Origin of the sequence: Marinifilum sp. JC120, assembly GCA_004923195.1 — a bacterium.
Classification (GTDB): domain Bacteria; phylum Desulfobacterota; class Desulfovibrionia; order Desulfovibrionales; family Desulfovibrionaceae; genus Maridesulfovibrio.
This window is the reverse complement of sequence record RDSB01000024.1, coordinates 21,862-39,582: the sequence shown is the minus strand read 5'-3', so window position 1 is coordinate 39,582 and position 17,721 is coordinate 21,862. Positions and strand designations below refer to the sequence as shown.

The following is a 17,721-nucleotide window of genomic DNA, read 5'->3' as shown; positions in this document are numbered from 1 at the left end:
TTTAGTCGTTAGATAAAATTTTGGAGTCCTGAAATGGACCATGCGCAATAGATCATTGTCAGGGACAAAATCACGTTGGCCTGTTTTTGATAGGGGCGCAGGTAGCGGCGAAAAAGGGTTCCCAGTACGACCCATGAACTGTAGGCACAAAATCCGATAAAAGTCAGTATAGCCACGAACAGGGCAATGTCCAGAGGGTCTGAAAATGCCGGGATTACGAAACTGCCGATTACGGTTAAGGTGAAGAGAACGACTTTAGGGTTAATGAACTGCATGGTGAACCCGGTCATGAAGCTGCCGCTGCGGTCTGAATTTCCACCGTCATCCATATGCAGGATTTTCCAGGCCAGATAGAGCATGTATCCAGTGCCGATTATTTGCATACCTGTTTGGATTTCGGGCATCACTTCATAAAGATAGCTGTTCAGGGCGGCGGAAAGGCTGAGCAGGATGCCGAATGCGATAGTGGCCCCGGCTACGAACTCAAGGGCTTTCCTGTAACCATGGTTTTGGGCCGTGGAAAAGATTACGATATTTGATGGCCCGGGGGTGAAAGTCACCACTATGCTGTAGGCCAGAAATGCCAATATGTTCATGTTGTTTCTCCTTATGTTTTATGTATGAGGAGAGATTGGCATGAACAGATCTCAACAGAATAGTACAAAGTTGCTCAGGCTGGGATGTCTTAAATTTAACGCAAACAGCCCCCCTCGCTGCAACGGTTGAGTTCTTCGCGGTCATTGATTTTTATTTCTGTGCCGTTCACGCCAATAAGCCCGCCTGCATTCATTTTTTTCATGGTCCGGGAAAGGGCTTCTGAAAACTTAATAAGCTCTGTCTATTTTGGTAGGGCTTATTTTTTTTAAATTAATATTTGACATTGAGAATCGTTTTCAATATCTTCAGCTCAACCAACGCGGTTAGTAAATTTTCCAAAACAAATTCAAATATATTTCAGGAGAGTATTATGTGCAAACTCGGAAAAGCATGGGAACTGAATAGGGAAGGTATGCAGGCTTGCAATAAGGGAGATTTTAAAAAAGCTGAAACAAATCTTAAGACCGCCATAGAGATGTCTCAGTGCAAGTCTAAGAAAATCCACCGGGCAACCTTGCATAATAACCTTGCCGTTGTCTTGCAGATGTCCGGCAAAGTGGAAGAAGCAGTGCATGCATATGATCTTGCTATAGGCTTTCTCAATCCGGACCACAAAGGGCAGGCGGCCTTGATTGAACGTTTTGAATCGAAAAGGGATGATCTTAAGCTAAAACTTGCAGCATAGAACTTTTAAATACGAATCTCCTCCTTGCTATTGGCGAAATCCCGTTATGGGGTTTCGCCTTATTAATGTTAATAAGTGTTATTTTGGTTTCAGCAGTGTTTTTTACGGGATAATAAAGAAATCTGTTAATTATTTGCGAACGAACTCCCTTAAGGGGGTTGACTTTGTGAGGAAACTGCCTAAATAATCCCAGTTCTTTTGTTGGAATAATGTGAAAGACTTCACTTAGACCGACTCGAGCCAAAGTACACAACTGCCGTTGCGGTTTGCGCATGGCGGATATATTTTCTAGGAGGATGCCTAAGATGGATTTTAATATTGAAGAAGTTTCAGAGGTAGCAAGAGAGATTATAGTTGATGTTCCTGCTGAAGAAGTAGGTGCAGCTCTGGATGCAACCATTGCTTTGTACAAAGTGCAGACCCCGATTAAGGGTTTCAGAAAGGGTAAAGTTCCCACATCTGTTGTCCAGTCCAAGTACAAAAAACAGATTATCAGCGAAGCTACCACTGACCTGATCAACTACCAGATCAACGAAATCCTCAACGGCGAGTCCTTTGTTCCGGTTTCTAAGATTGACGTTGACGCTAAGGAACTGGTTCGTGGTGAAGATTTCAAATACACCATCAAGTTCGAAATCGTTCCTGAATTCGATACTCCCGGTTACCTCGGCCTTTCCGTTGAAGAAGAGCGTGCTGAAGTTTCTGAAGATGAACTCAAGGACGTTGAAAACAGACTGCTCCAGTCTTTGGCTACGATCGCTCCCATTGAGGACGACCGTGCTGCTAAAGACGGCGAACTTGCCTGTGTAACTTTTTCCGCAGAAATGGACGGCGAGCCCATCCCCGGCGTTCAGGCTGACAACTTCGACCTGCCCATCGGTGAAGGTCACTCTCTTGAAGAGTTCGAAGAATTTGTCAAGACCCTGAAGACTGGTGAGTCCGGTGAAACCGACATCACTTTTCCCGAAGATTTCATCAACTCCGACCTTGCTGGCAAGACTGCAACCATGAAGGTTACTGTTCATGCTATCAAAGAACGCAAAATGCCTGAACTGACTGACGACATCGTCAAACAGGCAGGTGGTTTTGAGTCCGTAGAAAAAATGCGTGAAATCGTTAAGCAGTCTTACTCTGCAAACCGTAAGCAGCTCAATAAATCTGCAGCTCAGACCAAGCTGGTTAGCGGTATTGTAAAAGAACTCGACTTCCAGCTGCCTCCTTCCCTTATGGAAGACCGTCTTGAGCGTATGGTTGCTGATGTTATCGGCCGCGCAGAGCGTTCTGGCCGTAGCTTTGAGTCTCTTGGCAAATCCATGGAAGAGCTTCGTGAAGAACAGCGTCCCGTGGCTGAAGAGTCCGTACGTACTGAAATCTTCCTGCTCACCGTTGCTAAACGTGAAGAGCTTGAAGTTCAGCCTCAGGAAGTTGAAGGCGCACTTTACCAGATCGCACAGCAGAGCCAGCAAGACCTCAGTTCTGTAAAGTCCTACTACGAAGAGAACAACCTTCTCATTCCTCTCAAGGACAGACTGCTTGCTGACAAGGCTGCTGAGTTCATTTACGAAAACGCAGACGTTACTGAAATCGATCCTGTTAAAAAGGACGAAGAGTAATCTCGACCGGTTGAATTAATATGTAAGGCGGCGCGGTTACCTGACCGCGTCGCCTTTTGATTTTTTTTGAAAACGGGTTGTGAATAATTCTATATGCGGTTAACAGGATGTTAAGTTTAGCCCGCCGGATTTGTGCTTGTACTCAAGTCTTCAAATGATTAGGATGAATTGTTAAATGATTATCCGTGTCGATTCGGGCGGTTTTTTCCGTTAATTTGAATTCTCTTTTATAAATATTTCCGGGAGATATAGATGTCTGGAACCATACCTATTGTTGTTGAAACTACCGGGCGCACAGAGCGCGCTTATGATATTTATTCCCGTCTTCTCAAGGATAGAATCATCCTGCTCAGCGGCGAAGTTAATGACCATGTTGCCAGTGTAATCTGCGCACAGCTTCTTTTTCTGGAGTCTGAAGATCCTGAAAAAGAAATTTATATGTATATCAATTCCCCCGGCGGCGTAGTAACTGCCGGTATGGCTATTTACGATACAATGCAGTATATCTCCGCCCCAGTGGCAACCCTGTGCATGGGACAGGCCGCCAGCATGGGCGCATTTCTGCTTAGTGCAGGAGAGAAAGGGCAGCGCTATTCCCTGCCGCACAGCCGCATCCTTATTCACCAGCCTCTTGGTGGTGCACAGGGTCAGGCTACTGACATTGATATTCAGGCTAGAGAAATTTTAAGACTTAGAAAATCCCTCAACTCTATCATGGCCGAAAATACCGGCAAAACAGCAAAAGAGATTGAGAAGGATACGGATCGCGATAACTTCATGTCTGCCGAAGAGGCCGTTGAATATGGTCTCATCGATAAGGTTCTGGAGAATCGCGGAAATCTTGAATCCAAGGAAGGTTAATTCCTGATGAGTAATGAAAACCAAGGTTCAGGACAGGACCTTCATTGCTCCTTTTGCTCCAAATCTCAGGATGAGGTGCAGCGGCTGATTGCCGGGCCTGATGTTTACATCTGCGACGAGTGTGTCCAGCTTTGTAATGACATCATGGCTCAGGAGGCGGTTGGTGAGGAGTTTGATGCAGGTACGCTCCTGTCCCCACAGGAAATTAAAGAGCTGCTTGATGAATATGTTATCGGTCAGGAACATCCTAAGAAGATTCTGGCTGTAGCCGTTCACAATCATTATAAACGTGTGCAGTACACTCAGGCCTGCGGAAATGACGATATTGAAATCGATAAGAGCAATATCCTGCTGATCGGGCCTACAGGTTCCGGTAAGACTCTGCTGGCTCAGACTCTGGCAAGAGTTCTTAAAGTTCCTTTTGCCATAGCAGATGCCACCACACTGACCGAAGCCGGTTATGTGGGTGAGGATGTGGAAAACATTCTCGTGCAGCTTTTGCAGAATGCTGACTATGACATTGACGCCGCATCGCGCGGAATTATTTACATTGATGAAATCGACAAAATTTCCCGCAAGGGAGACAGTCCTTCCATCACCCGTGATGTTTCCGGTGAAGGTGTCCAGCAAGCACTGCTCAAGATCATTGAAGGAACCGAAGCCAATATTCCTCCCAAAGGCGGGCGTAAGCATCCGCAGCAGGAATTCATCAGGCTCGACACTTCCAATATTCTGTTTATCCTCGGCGGTGCATTCATCGGTCTGGATACCATTGTACAGCAGCGTATGTCCGGTTCGGGTATCGGCTTTGGTGCCAAGGTTGAGCAGAAGTCCGATAAGGGCATCAGTGAGCTTTTTTCCAAGGCAGAGCCTGCGGATCTAGTCAAGTTCGGTCTTATCCCCGAATTTGTAGGCCGTATCCCCGTACAGACAGCTCTTTCCGAGTTGACCGAAGAAGATCTTGTACGCATCCTTCAGGAACCCAAGAACGCACTGGTCAAACAGTATAAGAAAATGTTTGAACTGGACAGCGTGCGGTTGACCTTTACTGCCAATGCCATGCAAGCCATTGCTACTAAGGCAGTTGAACGTAAAACAGGTGCTCGCGGCCTGCGTAATGTTCTGGAATCTATCATGCTTGACATCATGTACAGACTCCCCTCTATGAGTGGGGTTAAAGAGTGTGTTATTAACAAAAGTGTGGTTGAGAATGGAATGGAACCCATTTTATTCTTCCACAACGAAGTTAAGAGCGCTTAATCAGAGCACACTTCAGTATTCATTTAAACCTCCGGTCCTTTGGGATCGGAGGTTTTTTTTGTGAAAATTATTATGTGTTTTTATTGTAAACTAGGTTGTTTTTTTATTATGGAGGATTGGCATTGCTCAAGTAATGACGTATTGATCGTGATATCTTAAAAATTTCTTTTCCCTAGGTTGGCCGATACATGAAGAAGATCTTAATTGTTATTGTTATGGCGTTGTCTGTCTTTATTTTCTTTTGCCCTGATGTTTCTTCTGCAAAGTCTCGGGTTCTGCTTGTTAGTTCCTACCATCCTGGTTTTCCCACTTTTTTTAAACAAATTGACGGCCTCAAATCTGTACTTGATCCTGCCGGGGTCCATCTTGACGTGGAGTTCATGGATTCCAAACGGTTCATGGATAAAAAGAATCTTTCCGCTTTCCGCAGGCTGCTAAAGCAGAAGCTCGCGTCATTGGATAAGTATGATGTTGTAGTCACTTCCAATGATAATGCTTTGAATTTTGTCCTTAAAAATCAGGATGATCTTTTATCTGGAATTCCTATTGTTTTTTGCGGGGTGAATGATCAGCCTTTGGCCCGTTCCATGAACACTAATGAGAATATCACCGGTATAATCGAGGCCGTTTCCATGCGGGAAAATATTCAGGCTGTTTCTGAATTGATTCCCGGAGTAAGGACTGTTTATCTGCTTGTTGATTCAACACCTACAGGGCAGGCGGATTTACGGCATGTGTACAGTCTTGCTGATGAATTTCCTGAAATAAAATTTGTTGAGATTCCTTTGAAAAGAATGACCTGGGCTGAAATGGAAGATGTGCTGGGCAGGCTTCCTGAAAACAGTGCAGTTTTACTGCTGTCTGCATATCGGGATAAAGCCGGTGTTGCAAAAGCATTTGATGAAGGGTTGCTTGAAATCGTATCAAGCAGCAGTCGTCCCGTTTTTCATATTTATGAGCATGGCATTGGGGCCGGGATTATTGGTGGTAAGGTGATATCACATTATGAGCAGGGTGTTATTGCCGGGCGTATAGCTCTTGATGTTTTGAACGGTACTCCGGTGAAGGATATTCCTGTTGTAGAAGGTGTAGACGCAAATAAATATATTTTCGACCGTATTGTACTGGATCGCTTCAAGGTCCGAGATTCTGATTTGCCTGCCGACAGTCTCATTGTGAATGAGTCTGAGTCTGTATGGGGCGCGCATCGAATTGAGATTCTCACCGGGCTGTTTATTATTGCTGTGTTGCTTGTTTTTTCCATTGCCTTATCCATGGCTTATATAAAGTTGCGCCGGACTCAGGAAATGGTTCGTAAGAGTAAAGAACGGTTTGCTCTGGCTATGACAGCCAATAAGGATGGAGTCTGGGATTGGAATATTAAAACTGATGATGTTTATTACAGCCCAGGATATAAAGCCATGCTCGGTTATGGAGAAAATGAGTTTCCATCGCATGTTGAGTCATGGTTGGATCTTATTCATGTTGATGACCGGGAGCGAGCTTTTGCTAAAAACAATAAGTGCATCAATAATGAAATAGAGAATTTTGAAGTCGAATTTCGTATGCAAAACCGGGAAGGCAAATGGCTGTGGATTCTTGGACGTGGCAATGCTGTAGAAAGGGATGAGTCCGGGAAAGCTGTGCGTATGATCGGCACGCACACTGATATTACTGAATTGAAAAGTTCACTTGAGGAAATTAGACTTCTTCGTAACCAATTGAAAAGTATAATTGATTCCATGCCATTTATTCTGATTGTCCTCAATCGTGAAGGGCAGGTGGCCCGCTGGAACAAGAAGGCTTCAGAGGTAGCCGGCATTAGTGATGAACAGGCTGTAGGAAAGCAGGTTGCTGATGTTTTTCCACGCCTGATTCCGTATATGGAGCATGTTAGGGAATCCTTGCGTAACCGTAAGGTATGGACTGATCCTAGAGTTGCGCGCAGGCAAGGTGGAAATCTTCTTTACGATGATATAATGATCTATCCTCTTTCGGCTGGTGAACAAGACGGTATTGTTGTCCAGATTGAAGATGTTACAGAACGTGTCGGGTTGGAAGATATGCTGGTTCAAAATGAGAAAATGCTTTCCGTGGGTGGACTTGCAGCAGGCATGGCTCATGAAATTAATAACCCATTGGGGATCATTGCACAGGGGGCCCAGAATATATCAAGGCGTGTCTTAAGTGATCTTTCAGCAAATCAAAAGGCTGCTGATGGTAGAAATTTAGATCTTGATGAATTGCATGCCTATATGGATGACCGGGGAATTCCTAAAATTATCAATGGAATTACCGAGGCGGTGGACCGTGCAGGAAAAATAGTTAAAAACATGCTTAGTTTCAGCCGCAAGAATCAGGATAACTTTAGACAGCATGATCTTTCAATTCTTTTGGACAGTACAATTGAACTTGCTGGCAATGAATATGATCTTTCTACTAAGTATGATTTTAAAAAGATTGAAATTGTTCGTGAATATGCCCCTGATATAGCTACTGTGTTTTGTGAAGGCAGCGAGATTCAGCAGGTTTTTTTGAATCTGTTGAAGAATAGTGCCCAGTCCATGAATGCTAAGCAATATGAGACTGGAGGATCGAAATTTATTTTGCGAGTGTATGAGCAGGACGGTTATGTTAATATTGAAATTGAAGATAACGGGCAGGGGCTTGATAAATCTGAGCGCAAGCGTATTTTTGAACCTTTTTATACCACCAAGAAAGTAGGTGAGGGAACCGGGCTTGGATTGGCCATTTCATATTTTATTATATCCGATTTACATAAAGGAAATCTGGTAGTTTCTTCTTCTCTTGGGAATTGGACAAAGTTTGTCGTCTCGTTGCCTGTCCGGCTACCTCCTTCAGGTTAAGGGTAATTAATTCCGAATATACTCCGATAGGTATTGTGGTTTCCGGCAGCGGCTTATTCTTATATATAATGTAATTAATATCAGTTTGTAGTTTGACAAAACGAATGCAGGTATTATTACATGTTTCTGTAGAGTTATCAGTTTTATCTTTTTTTGAAATTTAATCGTTACGGTTATTCATTTAACCGACGTGCTAAAATAACTTTTTTACCTGATTAGGTGTCCATCCTGTGAGCGGACGTAGTGTTTGTTCTCGTTTGGTTTAAAGACGTTTCCGGGTTAAAAGCAGGAGGATACATGTCGTCCACAGTTTTAGAAGGTGGCAATGAGTCCGCTGAACAAAATATTCTTCCGATGATGTCACTGCGGGAAGTTGTAATGTTCCCGCGTTCCATAGTGCCTCTTTTTGTTGGTCGTGAATCTTCAATCAAGGCGATTGAAGAGGCTATTGCCGATTATGATAAGAAAATCTTTCTGGTCACTCAGGAGTTTCCCGAAAAAGAAAAACCCGAGCCGGAAGATCTATTCCGGGTTGGGACAGTCAGCAAGATCTTGCAGATGCTCAGGCTCCCGGACGGCACTATCAAAGTGCTCTTTGAAGGGATGTACCGTGCCCGCTGGAATCCTGAATCTGACGAGGTTGTTTTCGGTGAGAATTTTCCGCTGGTAAATCTTGATAGGGTGGACGATCTGCCCGCTGAAGAGCATACCACCGAGGCTCTGGTTCGTTCTGTTCACGAAGCTCTTGAAAAGTTCGGTAAGGTGAACAAGAAGATTGCTCCTGAGACCATTCTGGCCATATCAACTATCCGAGTCGCCGGAAAACTGGCTGATTCAATCATGCCTCATCTCAAGGTAGAGTTTCTCAAGAAGCAAACAATTCTTGAAATGGTTGATCCTATTGAAAGGTTGGAAGCGGTTTACGAACTCCTGCTTGGTGAAATTGAAATCGTGTCCATTGAAAAGCGGGTCAAGAACCGCGTCAAAGGGCAGATGGAAAAGAACCAGCGTGAGTACTATCTCAACGAGCAGCTCAAGGCTATCAATAAGGAAATGGGCCGGGAGGATGATCCTCAGGCTGAAGCCCATGAACTTGAAGAGCAGCTCAATGAAAAGAATATGGATGATGAGTCCAGAGAACGGGTCCGCAAGGAAATCAAGAAGCTGCGCCAGATGGCTCCTTCCTCTGCTGAGTACACCGTTGTCCGCAATTATGTGGACTGGATTATGGAACTTCCATGGAACATATATAAGAAAACCAAGCTCAATATAGCTGAATCCCGCAAGATTCTCGATGAAGACCATTACGGTCTTGAAAAACCCAAGGAGCGCATCCTTGAATACATGGCCGTGCAGTCTCTGGTTGAGACCATTAAAGGCCCCATTCTTTGTTTTGCAGGCCCTCCCGGTGTAGGTAAAACCTCTATTGCCCGTTCAATCGCCCGGGCCATGGGTCGCGAATTTGTGCGTCTCTCGCTGGGTGGAGTTCGTGATGAGGCTGAGATCAGGGGGCACCGCCGCACCTATGTGGGCGCGCTTCCGGGTAAAATTATACAGTCCCTGAGACGTTGCGAATACAGCAACCCGGTTATCTGTCTTGATGAAGTGGATAAGATGAGTACCGATTTCAGAGGTGATCCTTCTGCGGCTCTTCTTGAAGTGCTTGATCCGGAACAGAACGGAACTTTCAATGATCATTACCTTGATCTTGATTACGATCTCTCCAAGGTCTTTTTTATCACTACTGCAAATGACCTGCATTCAATCCCTCTGCCTTTGCAGGATAGAATGGAGATTATCAAGCTTCCCGGTTATCTCGAAACTGAGAAGTTACATATTGCCAAGGATTTTCTGTTGCCCAAGCAGGTAGGGGAGCACGGTCTCACGGAAGACAACCTTGCTATTTCTGATAATGCTATGACTGAAATTATCCGAACTTATACCCGCGAGGCCGGTGTCCGTAATCTTGAGCGTGAGCTTGCTAAAGTCTGTAGAAAGACGGCAATGAAGATTGTTGAATCCGAAGATAAGAGTAAGAGTGTTCATGTTACTACCGCGAATTTGAGTAAGATTCTTGGAGTCTTTAAGTTCCGCCACGGAGCCAGTGAAGAGAAGTCGCTGGTAGGTGTTTCCACAGGCCTTGCTTACACTCAGGTGGGCGGCGAAATGCTCATGGTGGAAGTTGTGCTCATGCCCGGTAAGGGGAAAGTGGTTATTACCGGTAAGCTCGGTGATGTTATGCAGGAATCTGCTCAGGCTGCGCTTTCATATATTCGGTCACGTTCCGACCTGTTCGGGCTGAAGTCGAACTTTCATGAGAAGATCGATATCCATGTTCATGTGCCTGAGGGAGCTACTCCCAAGGATGGACCTTCTGCCGGGATTACCCTGTGTACGGCTATTGCTTCCGCTTTCTTGAATGTTCCGGTACGCCATGATCTGGCCATGACCGGAGAAATTACCCTGCGTGGACGGGTTCTGCCTATCGGTGGACTTCGTGAAAAGCTACTGGCAGCTCATCGGGGTCTTTCTAAGACCGTACTTATTCCTATCGATAACAAAAAGGATCTTAAGGATGTGCCGGAGGCAATTCTCAAGGATCTTGAAATTATTCCGGTTGAGAATATGGACGAAGTGCTCAGTTGTGCCTTGGACAGCCTTTCCGCTGAAGAATTGTTTCGTGGTCGGGATAGTGCTTCTCCCATTGCACTCAACCTGATCAAGGAAGAATATCAGGCCCAGTCGCACTAAATTAGATCCCATAAAAAAAGATTAAAAGGATGCTCTGTTTCAGGGCATCCTTTTTTTTATATCGTTCAAGTGTGCTGCATTTCATGGTATGGATAAATATGGATAGTCGCTATAAAATAAACAGGAAGAATTTGTATGAAAGTTTGAGCCGATGGGGACTTGCGCCTTTTTTTGTGATTCTTTTTGTCTTTATGATCTATATCTGTTCCGAGGCTGCGGGGCATAATGATTTAAATCGGATATTGCAGCAATCCGTTAAGGAACTGAACATTCCCGGAGCGGTGATGATGGTTGAAAGCCCTGACGGCGGGGTCTGGTATTATAAGGCCGGAGTGCGTCAGATCGGTAGCCGTAAACCCATGAGCAGGAATTTGAAATTCCGTATTGGCAGTATTACCAAGACTTTTGTTGCATCAGTGGTGCTGATGCTTGCCAGTGAAGGCAAGGTCCAGCTTGATACAGAAGTGTATAATATTTTGCCGGGAATTGTTTCGAGGGATAAGCATATTACTGTCCGTCATTTATTGCAGATGAGGAGTAGCCTTAAAAATTTCACCGAAGATGCCCAGTTCCTGAAATTATTCCGGGAAAGACCGTGGATGCATTGGACTCCTGAACATTTATTGAGTTTCGGTAATGAGGTTTATCATCGTTCAGGAAGAAAATTTGAATACAACAACTCAAATTATGTTTTGCTGGGATTGATTGTTGAAAAATTGACCGGGGATAGTTTTGAAGATCAGGTTTATAAACGTATCCTTGCTCCGCTGAAACTTAAGTCCACATCGTTTCCAGTTAAAAGTGCTAATATTTCTGAGCCGTATGCACATGGACATGACTTTAATCCTCAAACTGATAAAATTAAGGACTTTAGTTTGTTGATTAACCCTTCTTGGGCATGGTGTTCGGGAAATGGAGTTTCAACTGTTTCGGATATGATGAAATGGAGTAAGGCTTATTTAAATGGATATGGTATTGATAAGTCTCTTTTTGCAGAGCAGATGGATTTTCAGCCGATAACTCAAAATATTTCTTATGGCCTTGGGATGATGAATAAGTATGAAGCAGTTGGTCATAATGGGAATTTCGCTGGAATATATACGGCAGTGGCTTACAGGTACAATGGTTATTTTTTTGTTATCCTGACCAATGGTCAGGCTGAGGGAGGAGGGCGCAAAGCAACTGCTGAGTCTGTTTTTTGGCAGCTTGTTGAAAGGTCGGCTCTTTTTAATAAGTCTAAAAGCTGAAGCTGAACCCTAGCCCCAATCCAAATGTTGAAGGTTGCCCGTCAGGTCCGTCATGTGCAGGGACGTCTGCACTGTCCAGCCCAAAAATAAGGCTTGTACTCATCTCATCACTGATATTCAATCCGGTAATTATGTCGCTGAAAGACATTTCATTTTCTACTGCTGTAATATTTTGTGGTTTTGCTTGCTTCGATTTCTCTAAATAACCAAAATCAGCTGCATGTGCGTTAACCATTCCGAATAACATCAGGGCTGTTGTTACGACGATTGATTTCCACATTCTCCACCTTTCCTTTTATCCTGAAATTTATCCCCTCTCAGTGTTATTTGGTTACAAATTACGGACCAACTGTCCTGAGTTTCATAAATTCAGGCGGATAACGTTGTTCTATTTTAAACAGAGTGGGAAAAATAATCGATTGTTTTTGGGCTGGGGAGATTGGAATATCTTCATTGGTAGGCAGAAGTCTCCATTTTTTTAGGATAGGCCAGAAGGTAGGGTATTTAACTTGGGTCAGTTGACACATATTTTTATGCGATGTAGCAGTGTTACTGAATTCGGATATGTAATATGTTTCGGTAACTAAAATAGGAGTTGTTGATGGGACTCGGAGATAAATTTTCAAAAGCAGTGCTGGTTAAATATTTCGTTTTTGCTTTTACCGTGTTGATTTTCTGTATGCCTTGCAGGGGAGAGGCAGGAACCAAAACTGTGACAGATATGCGGGGGAAACTGGTTGAGATTCCAGATAATCCACGTCGGGTTATAACTTTAGATGACGGTTTCAGTGCCGGTGTTATGACCGTGCTGGGTGTTCAAGACCGTATTATTGCTCTTGGTTCGCATTGTCCTGTTAAAATTTTCAAATATTCTTATCCTACTATTTCAGGTGAAGAATATACCTACATGAACGGGACCAATCCGGTTAGTTATTTGAATCCGTGGATGCGCGAGATCCCGTATATGTCTACCTATGGTAAATCCATAAATTTTGAAGAGATGGCAAAGCTTCAGCCTGACCTTATTTTTCTGCGGGTTGGTTCTTGTTATTCAAAGACTTCCAAGAACAAAAGTGAAGCGTTGCAAAGGCATATCCAGATGATTGAAGCTTTAGGTATTCCGCTGGTTGTGCTTAACGGTCCTCCTGCTTTCTGTTCTCCGGATATTAAAAATATCAGTGAAGAGATCCGGGTTGTGGGTGAGGTTTTCGGAAAACAAAAAGAGGCAATGAAGTTGTCTCGTTATCTGGAAAGTATTGTGGATATGGTACGTAGCAGAACTGCTGCAATCACCGAGGAACAGAGACCTTCAGTTCTGTTATTTGGTCTCAGTCCTAAAGCCCGAGGCGAAGGGGGTGCAGGGACAACACATGGTAAGGAGACAATTGAATCATATTTCCTTGAAAATATAGCTAAAGCCAGAAATGCTTACACCGGAGGCGGCAGTTTTTCCGTAGTTAATACTGAGCAGGTATTTGCCATGGACCCGGATGTAATTATTCTTCCTACTGCTTGGGGCTATCATCCGCCCAAAGAACTTTATACAGCTCCGTATTACACAAGACTTTCCAGTTTGAAGGCTGTGAAAAACCGCAGGGTTGTGGCTTTGCCGTGGACTCCCTGCAATTGTGCCAAGCGTATTGAATATCCGATTGAAATAATGATTATGGCCAAAGCCTGCCACCCCGATCTTTTTAAGGATATTAAGATTAATGAATGGGTTCTTGATTTCTATAAGAATGTTTATGGGGTAGATGATTCAACTGCCAAGGGCTTGCGCTCAACCCAGTGGCTCGACTGGACCGTAGAAGAGGGTTGGTAGAGTATATGGCAGATTCATATTCTGTAGTTGCAGATGGCGGGAGTGTTTCTCCCGCCGTTTGTGATTTTGAGGAGCGGAGGAAGGGCATAATTGTCGGTCTTTTATTTGTCTGTCTGCTGTTGGCAATTGTCGGGGCTACGGTCATCGGCCCGTTTGGGCTGGAGTTTAAAGATGTACTTGCTGTGCTGACAGCTCACCTCACTCCGGGCGGCGATGTGTCAGCCATCAATAAGCTCCATAATACCGTGGTCTGGGATATTCGAATGCCCCGTATTTTATTGGCCACAGGTGTGGGCGCTGCTTTGGCGGTTTCCGGTGGAGTTTTTCAGGGGTGTTTTAAAAATCCGCTGGTAGAGCCATATATTCTTGGTGCTTCTTCAGGTGCTGCATTCGGTGCAGCTTTAGCGATAGTTTTACCCACTTTTTTATTCTCTTTGCAGTTGTCTGCATTTGTTTTCTCTCTCGTAGCTGTCTTCGGTGCTTATGGCTTGGCCAGGGTTCGCGGTGAAATACCCATCGTTACCTTGATCTTGGCCGGGGTTATTGTCGGTGCTTTATTTTCAGCCATGCTTTCTATTCTGAAATATCTCGCCGCAGATGCAGCCTTGCGGGAGATTGTATTTTGGCTGATGGGCGGTTTTTATTATGCTGTCTGGAAAGATGTTGAGCTGGTACTTCCGGTTGTTCTGGGAATAACTTTCCTGCTTCTGACAATGAGCTGGAAACTGAATATTCTTTCCATGGGTGATGAGGAAGCCCGCACACTGGGGATCAACCCGGAGTTATATAAGTCGATTTTTATTATGCTGGCCACCCTCATGACCGCGCTTTCAGTTTCTGTGGTCGGAATTATTGCCTGGGTTGGTTTGATGATGCCGCATGCAGCTAGAATGGTGCTTGGCCCTGACCACAGATTTATGCTTCCTACGGCAGCAATCATGGGGAGCATGTATCTGGTACTTTGCGATACTTTAGCCCGAAATCTGACAACATCAGAAATACCGGTAGGGATCGTTGCATCAATACTAGGAGCACCTTATTTAATTTATCTTTTGAGAAGTAAAGGTAAGACAGCCTTCGGAGGGTAATGATGCTGAAAGTGGAAAATTTATCTTTTGAATATGATAACGGTTACAAGGTGCTGGAAGACATAAGTTTCAATGTTCCAAGGGGTGAGGTCTGCGGGCTGTTTGGACCTAACGGATGCGGGAAGACCACTCTTTTTAAGTGTTGTCTGAAATTTTTAAAGAGCAGTTCCGGCAGGGTTCTTATTGATGGTCGGGATGTGGGCAAAGAATCTATACGCTCCATGGCTAAAATGGTTTCCTATGTGCCGCAGGAGCATAAGCCGCCGTTCCCTTATCTTGTGAAAGATGTTGTACTTATGGGACGAACTCCTCATATCTCCGGTTTTTTTGGTGTTTCAAATGTGCATAAGCGCAAGGCATTGGATGCGATGAAGCTGATCGGGATTACCGAACTTGCAGATCAGCCTTATAGCCGTCTCAGTGGTGGACAGCGTCAGATGGTACTTATTGCTCGGGCGGTTGCGCAGGAAACTCCTTTACTCTTTCTTGATGAGCCGACATCAGCACTTGATTTCAGCAACCAATTAAAAATTTTGAATATACTTAGACAAATTGCTGACAATGGAACGACTATAATTGCATGCACACATGATCCCAACCATGTACTCTGGTTCTGTGACAATGTAGTTGTTTTGGGACCACAACGATTTGTGGCTCACGGTAAGCCAGCAGATATATTATGTAATAATGTTCTTGATGAAATTTACGAAGACGTTTGCAGAGTCCATGAGTTTGAGTCAGCAAAAATGGTTTTGCCCCGGCATGTGTGTTCATCAGGAGAAGGGTTTATAGATTTATAACAATATCACTAAAACAATCTATTTCGTAACTGAAGAGTTGTGTCATAAAAAGTATGATTTTGTTGGTGATGATTTGTTTTTGTTTTCATAAATGATCAAAATTTACTTAAAGCAAAACGAAATGAGCTTTTTAAGGTAAAAATAAATTCAATTTTTATTTATTATTTTTTCATGATTTTTAGTTCAATTCCAAATTGTTACAATTGTGTTACGACTTTTTCTTAATATGTTTTCGAAAAACACCCATTGACAATACTTACAAACACTTTAAAAGTTGGGAAAATTTTTGCAAATAGCAAAAATATTGTGTTGTTGCTATGGGTTTTGAAGGTCTCCAATTTGGAGACGGAGGATCACATAAGATGCGGGCTGATCCTGCCTGACTTCGTAATTACCTGTATGCAATGTTGCATTGTGAACTTCCGTGGATATGCGGTATGGAGTGATGCTGTTTATTTGCGTGAAGCGAGCATTACAGCTTTCATGTCCGGTTTTCGGCATGAGGCATAACTCGAAACGGTAAGGAATGTGATTATGTTAAAAAGGATTGTTCGCCCTTTGGTTCTGGCAGTCTGTCTGGCAATGGTTGCGGCTACCGCATTTGCCGGTGCGCCCAAGTATGTATTTTACTTCATTGGTGACGGTCTTGGACCCACACAGCGTATGGCTGCTGAGCTGTACAACAAAATGGAAAAGAATGACTCCGACGCTAAGCTGGTCATGAATACTTTTCCCCAGTCTGCACTGGTTGCCACTTATTCTGATAATACCCTGATCACCGACTCCGCAGCAGGCGGAACCGCTCTGGCTTGTGGTTACAAAACCACCAATGGTTATATCGGCAAACTGCCCGATGGAACTGATGTTAAGACCATTGCTGAAGCAGCCAAAGACAAAGGTTACGCTGTAGGTATTGTTACCTCCACTCGTCTGACCCATGCTACTCCTGCTTCTTTCTCCGCTCACAACCCTGATCGTAACGCAGCAAATGAAATCGCTGTTGATCAGGCTGATTCCGGCTTTGATTTCTTTGCAGGCGGCGGCTACCGTCAGTACGTTGCAAAGGACAATGCTCAGGGTCTGAAATCCAAGCGTAAAGACGACATTGATGTTGTTAAAATGTTTGCAGATCAGGGCTACAAGACCTTCGTTGGTGATTCCACCCGCGATGCTTTCCGTGCTTACAAGCCCAAGAAAGGCGAAAAGGTTTTTGCTGCTCTGACCTACAGCCACCTTCCTTATGAAGTTGAACGCCGTAACAGCAAGCTCAAGGAAAACAAGCTTCCTTCCCTTTGTGAACTGACTGAAAAAGCTGTTCAGTCTCTGGACGCTCAGGAAAAGCCTTTCTTCCTGATGGTTGAAGGCGGACGTATTGACCACGCAGCTCACGCTCACGATCCCAAGTCCACCATTCTGGACACCATCGCCATGGATGAAGCTGTTGCCGTTGCATACGAATTCTATAAGAAGCACCCTGAAGAAACCCTCATCGTAACAGCTGCCGACCACGAAACCGGTGGTGTTGCTCTGGGTATCTCCATGGACTCCAAAGGTTATTTCCTTAACCTTAAAGAACTCGAAAAAGTTCATGTTTCCGCTGAAGACAATCTCGATAAATTCTACAATAAACTGGCTAAAAAAGAGTCCGACCTTAAAAAACGTCACGCTGCTTTCATCACTTACGTTGAAAAACAGTGGGGCCTGACCGATCGTACTCCTGCTGAAGATAAAATCCTTGCTGACGCAATGGATGTTCAGGACAAAAACCAGCACCTGCCCGCGGACAAGCAGACCAACTACGGTTATGCTTACACCCCGACCATGGTTGCCGTAACCGACTTGATCTCCCAGAGATCACGTATCTCCTGGACTTCTTTTGTTCACACCGGAACATTCATTCCTGCAACCTCCATCGGTGTAGGTGCTGAGAAGTTTAATGGCTTCATCGATAACACCGATATCCCCAACCGTATGGCTGAAGTCATGGAAGTTGAACTTTCTGACATCAAGCACAACGATTCCAAGGCTCTGCTGGGTAAAACCTACGGTCCTCAGGAAAAATATGCCAAGATTCCTTACAACAAGTAATCATATTAGTTGAGAGAATCTGTTTTTGATAGGGTCCCCGCT

13 protein-coding genes are annotated in these 17,721 nt (G+C 44.3%); 11 read left to right on the top strand and 2 right to left on the bottom strand.

The annotated features are described in order from the left end of the window. Positions 1-8 precede the first annotated feature (8 nt). Positions 9-596 carry a LysE family translocator gene (locus D0S45_18295; GenBank protein ID TIH12390.1) on the bottom strand — a complete coding sequence of 196 codons (588 nt, stop codon included), beginning with the start codon at positions 594-596 and terminating at the stop codon, positions 9-11. Positions 597-967: 371 nt separating this feature from the next. Between D0S45_18295 and D0S45_18290 the strand changes: the two genes are divergently transcribed. From D0S45_18290 to D0S45_18260, 7 genes are all read left to right on the top strand, one after another. After that, positions 968-1,282, top strand: coding sequence for a tetratricopeptide repeat protein (locus tag D0S45_18290; GenBank protein TIH12389.1), 315 nt, complete (start codon positions 968-970; stop codon positions 1,280-1,282). Between the two features lie 305 nt (positions 1,283-1,587). Beyond that, positions 1,588-2,895 carry a trigger factor gene (gene tig, locus D0S45_18285; protein TIH12388.1) on the top strand — a complete coding sequence of 436 codons (1,308 nt, stop codon included), beginning with the start codon at positions 1,588-1,590 and terminating at the stop codon, positions 2,893-2,895. Positions 2,896-3,147: 252 nt separating this feature from the next. Further along, positions 3,148-3,756, top strand: a complete 609-nt coding sequence (gene clpP, locus D0S45_18280) for an ATP-dependent Clp endopeptidase proteolytic subunit ClpP (GenBank protein ID TIH12387.1) — start codon at positions 3,148-3,150, stop codon at positions 3,754-3,756. Positions 3,757-3,762: 6 nt separating this feature from the next. Beyond that, positions 3,763-5,016, top strand: a complete 1,254-nt coding sequence (gene clpX, locus D0S45_18275) for an ATP-dependent Clp protease ATP-binding subunit ClpX (GenBank protein ID TIH12386.1) — start codon at positions 3,763-3,765, stop codon at positions 5,014-5,016. Positions 5,017-5,204: 188 nt separating this feature from the next. Then, positions 5,205-7,883, top strand: coding sequence for a PAS domain S-box protein (locus D0S45_18270; GenBank protein ID TIH12385.1), 2,679 nt, complete (start codon positions 5,205-5,207; stop codon positions 7,881-7,883). 297 nt (positions 7,884-8,180) lie between these two features. Next, positions 8,181-10,634: an endopeptidase La gene (locus D0S45_18265; GenBank protein ID TIH12384.1), complete on the top strand. Its 2,454-nt coding sequence runs from the start codon at positions 8,181-8,183 to the stop codon at positions 10,632-10,634. 98 nt (positions 10,635-10,732) lie between these two features. Beyond that, positions 10,733-11,881 carry a class A beta-lactamase-related serine hydrolase gene (locus D0S45_18260; protein TIH12402.1) on the top strand — a complete coding sequence of 383 codons (1,149 nt, stop codon included), beginning with the start codon at positions 10,733-10,735 and terminating at the stop codon, positions 11,879-11,881. Here the strand turns inward: D0S45_18260 and D0S45_18255 are convergent. Continuing rightward, a complete protein-coding gene (locus D0S45_18255; GenBank protein TIH12383.1) occupies positions 11,871-12,161 on the bottom strand; it encodes a hypothetical protein in 291 nt (96 codons plus the stop codon). The genes D0S45_18260 and D0S45_18255 overlap by 11 nt on opposite strands. A 441-nt stretch (positions 12,162-12,602) precedes the next feature. On the opposite strand from D0S45_18255, the gene D0S45_18250 reads away from it, so the two are divergent. The 4 genes from D0S45_18250 to D0S45_18235 all read left to right on the top strand — a co-directional run bounded on the left by D0S45_18250 (position 12,603) and on the right by D0S45_18235 (position 17,679). Next, on the top strand, positions 12,603-13,703 hold the full coding sequence (locus D0S45_18250) for an iron ABC transporter substrate-binding protein (protein ID TIH12401.1): 1,101 nt from the start codon (positions 12,603-12,605) through the stop codon (positions 13,701-13,703). Positions 13,704-13,708: 5 nt separating this feature from the next. Further along, positions 13,709-14,791: an iron ABC transporter permease gene (locus D0S45_18245; protein ID TIH12382.1), complete on the top strand. Its 1,083-nt coding sequence runs from the start codon at positions 13,709-13,711 to the stop codon at positions 14,789-14,791. A 2-nt stretch (positions 14,792-14,793) separates the two neighbouring features. Next, on the top strand, positions 14,794-15,591 hold the full coding sequence (locus D0S45_18240; GenBank protein TIH12381.1) for an ABC transporter ATP-binding protein: 798 nt from the start codon (positions 14,794-14,796) through the stop codon (positions 15,589-15,591). Between the two features lie 534 nt (positions 15,592-16,125). Next, positions 16,126-17,679 (top strand): alkaline phosphatase, encoded by a 1,554-nt coding sequence (locus tag D0S45_18235; GenBank protein ID TIH12380.1) that lies wholly within the window; start codon positions 16,126-16,128, stop codon positions 17,677-17,679. The last annotated feature ends 42 nt before the right edge of the window (positions 17,680-17,721 follow it).

Excerpts from the sequence above, each read along its gene's own strand:
- tig (TIH12388.1), top strand. The coding sequence starts at position 1,588 with ATGGATTTTAATATTGAAGAAGTTTCAGAGGTAGCAAGAGAGATTATA.
- D0S45_18260 (TIH12402.1), top strand. The coding sequence starts at position 10,733 with ATGGATAGTCGCTATAAAATAAACAGGAAGAATTTGTATGAAAGTTTG.
- D0S45_18295 (TIH12390.1), bottom strand. The coding sequence starts at position 596 with ATGAACATATTGGCATTTCTGGCCTACAGCATAGTGGTGACTTTCACC.
- D0S45_18270 (TIH12385.1), top strand. The coding sequence starts at position 5,205 with ATGAAGAAGATCTTAATTGTTATTGTTATGGCGTTGTCTGTCTTTATT.
- D0S45_18250 (TIH12401.1), top strand. The coding sequence starts at position 12,603 with ATGCGGGGGAAACTGGTTGAGATTCCAGATAATCCACGTCGGGTTATA.
- D0S45_18290 (TIH12389.1), top strand. The coding sequence starts at position 968 with ATGTGCAAACTCGGAAAAGCATGGGAACTGAATAGGGAAGGTATGCAG.
- D0S45_18235 (TIH12380.1), top strand. The coding sequence starts at position 16,126 with ATGTTAAAAAGGATTGTTCGCCCTTTGGTTCTGGCAGTCTGTCTGGCA.
- D0S45_18265 (TIH12384.1), top strand. The coding sequence starts at position 8,181 with ATGTCGTCCACAGTTTTAGAAGGTGGCAATGAGTCCGCTGAACAAAAT.
- clpX (TIH12386.1), top strand. The coding sequence starts at position 3,763 with ATGAGTAATGAAAACCAAGGTTCAGGACAGGACCTTCATTGCTCCTTT.
- D0S45_18255 (TIH12383.1), bottom strand. The coding sequence starts at position 12,161 with ATGTGGAAATCAATCGTCGTAACAACAGCCCTGATGTTATTCGGAATG.
- D0S45_18240 (TIH12381.1), top strand. The coding sequence starts at position 14,794 with ATGCTGAAAGTGGAAAATTTATCTTTTGAATATGATAACGGTTACAAG.
- D0S45_18245 (TIH12382.1), top strand. The coding sequence starts at position 13,709 with ATGGCAGATTCATATTCTGTAGTTGCAGATGGCGGGAGTGTTTCTCCC.
- clpP (TIH12387.1), top strand. The coding sequence starts at position 3,148 with ATGTCTGGAACCATACCTATTGTTGTTGAAACTACCGGGCGCACAGAG.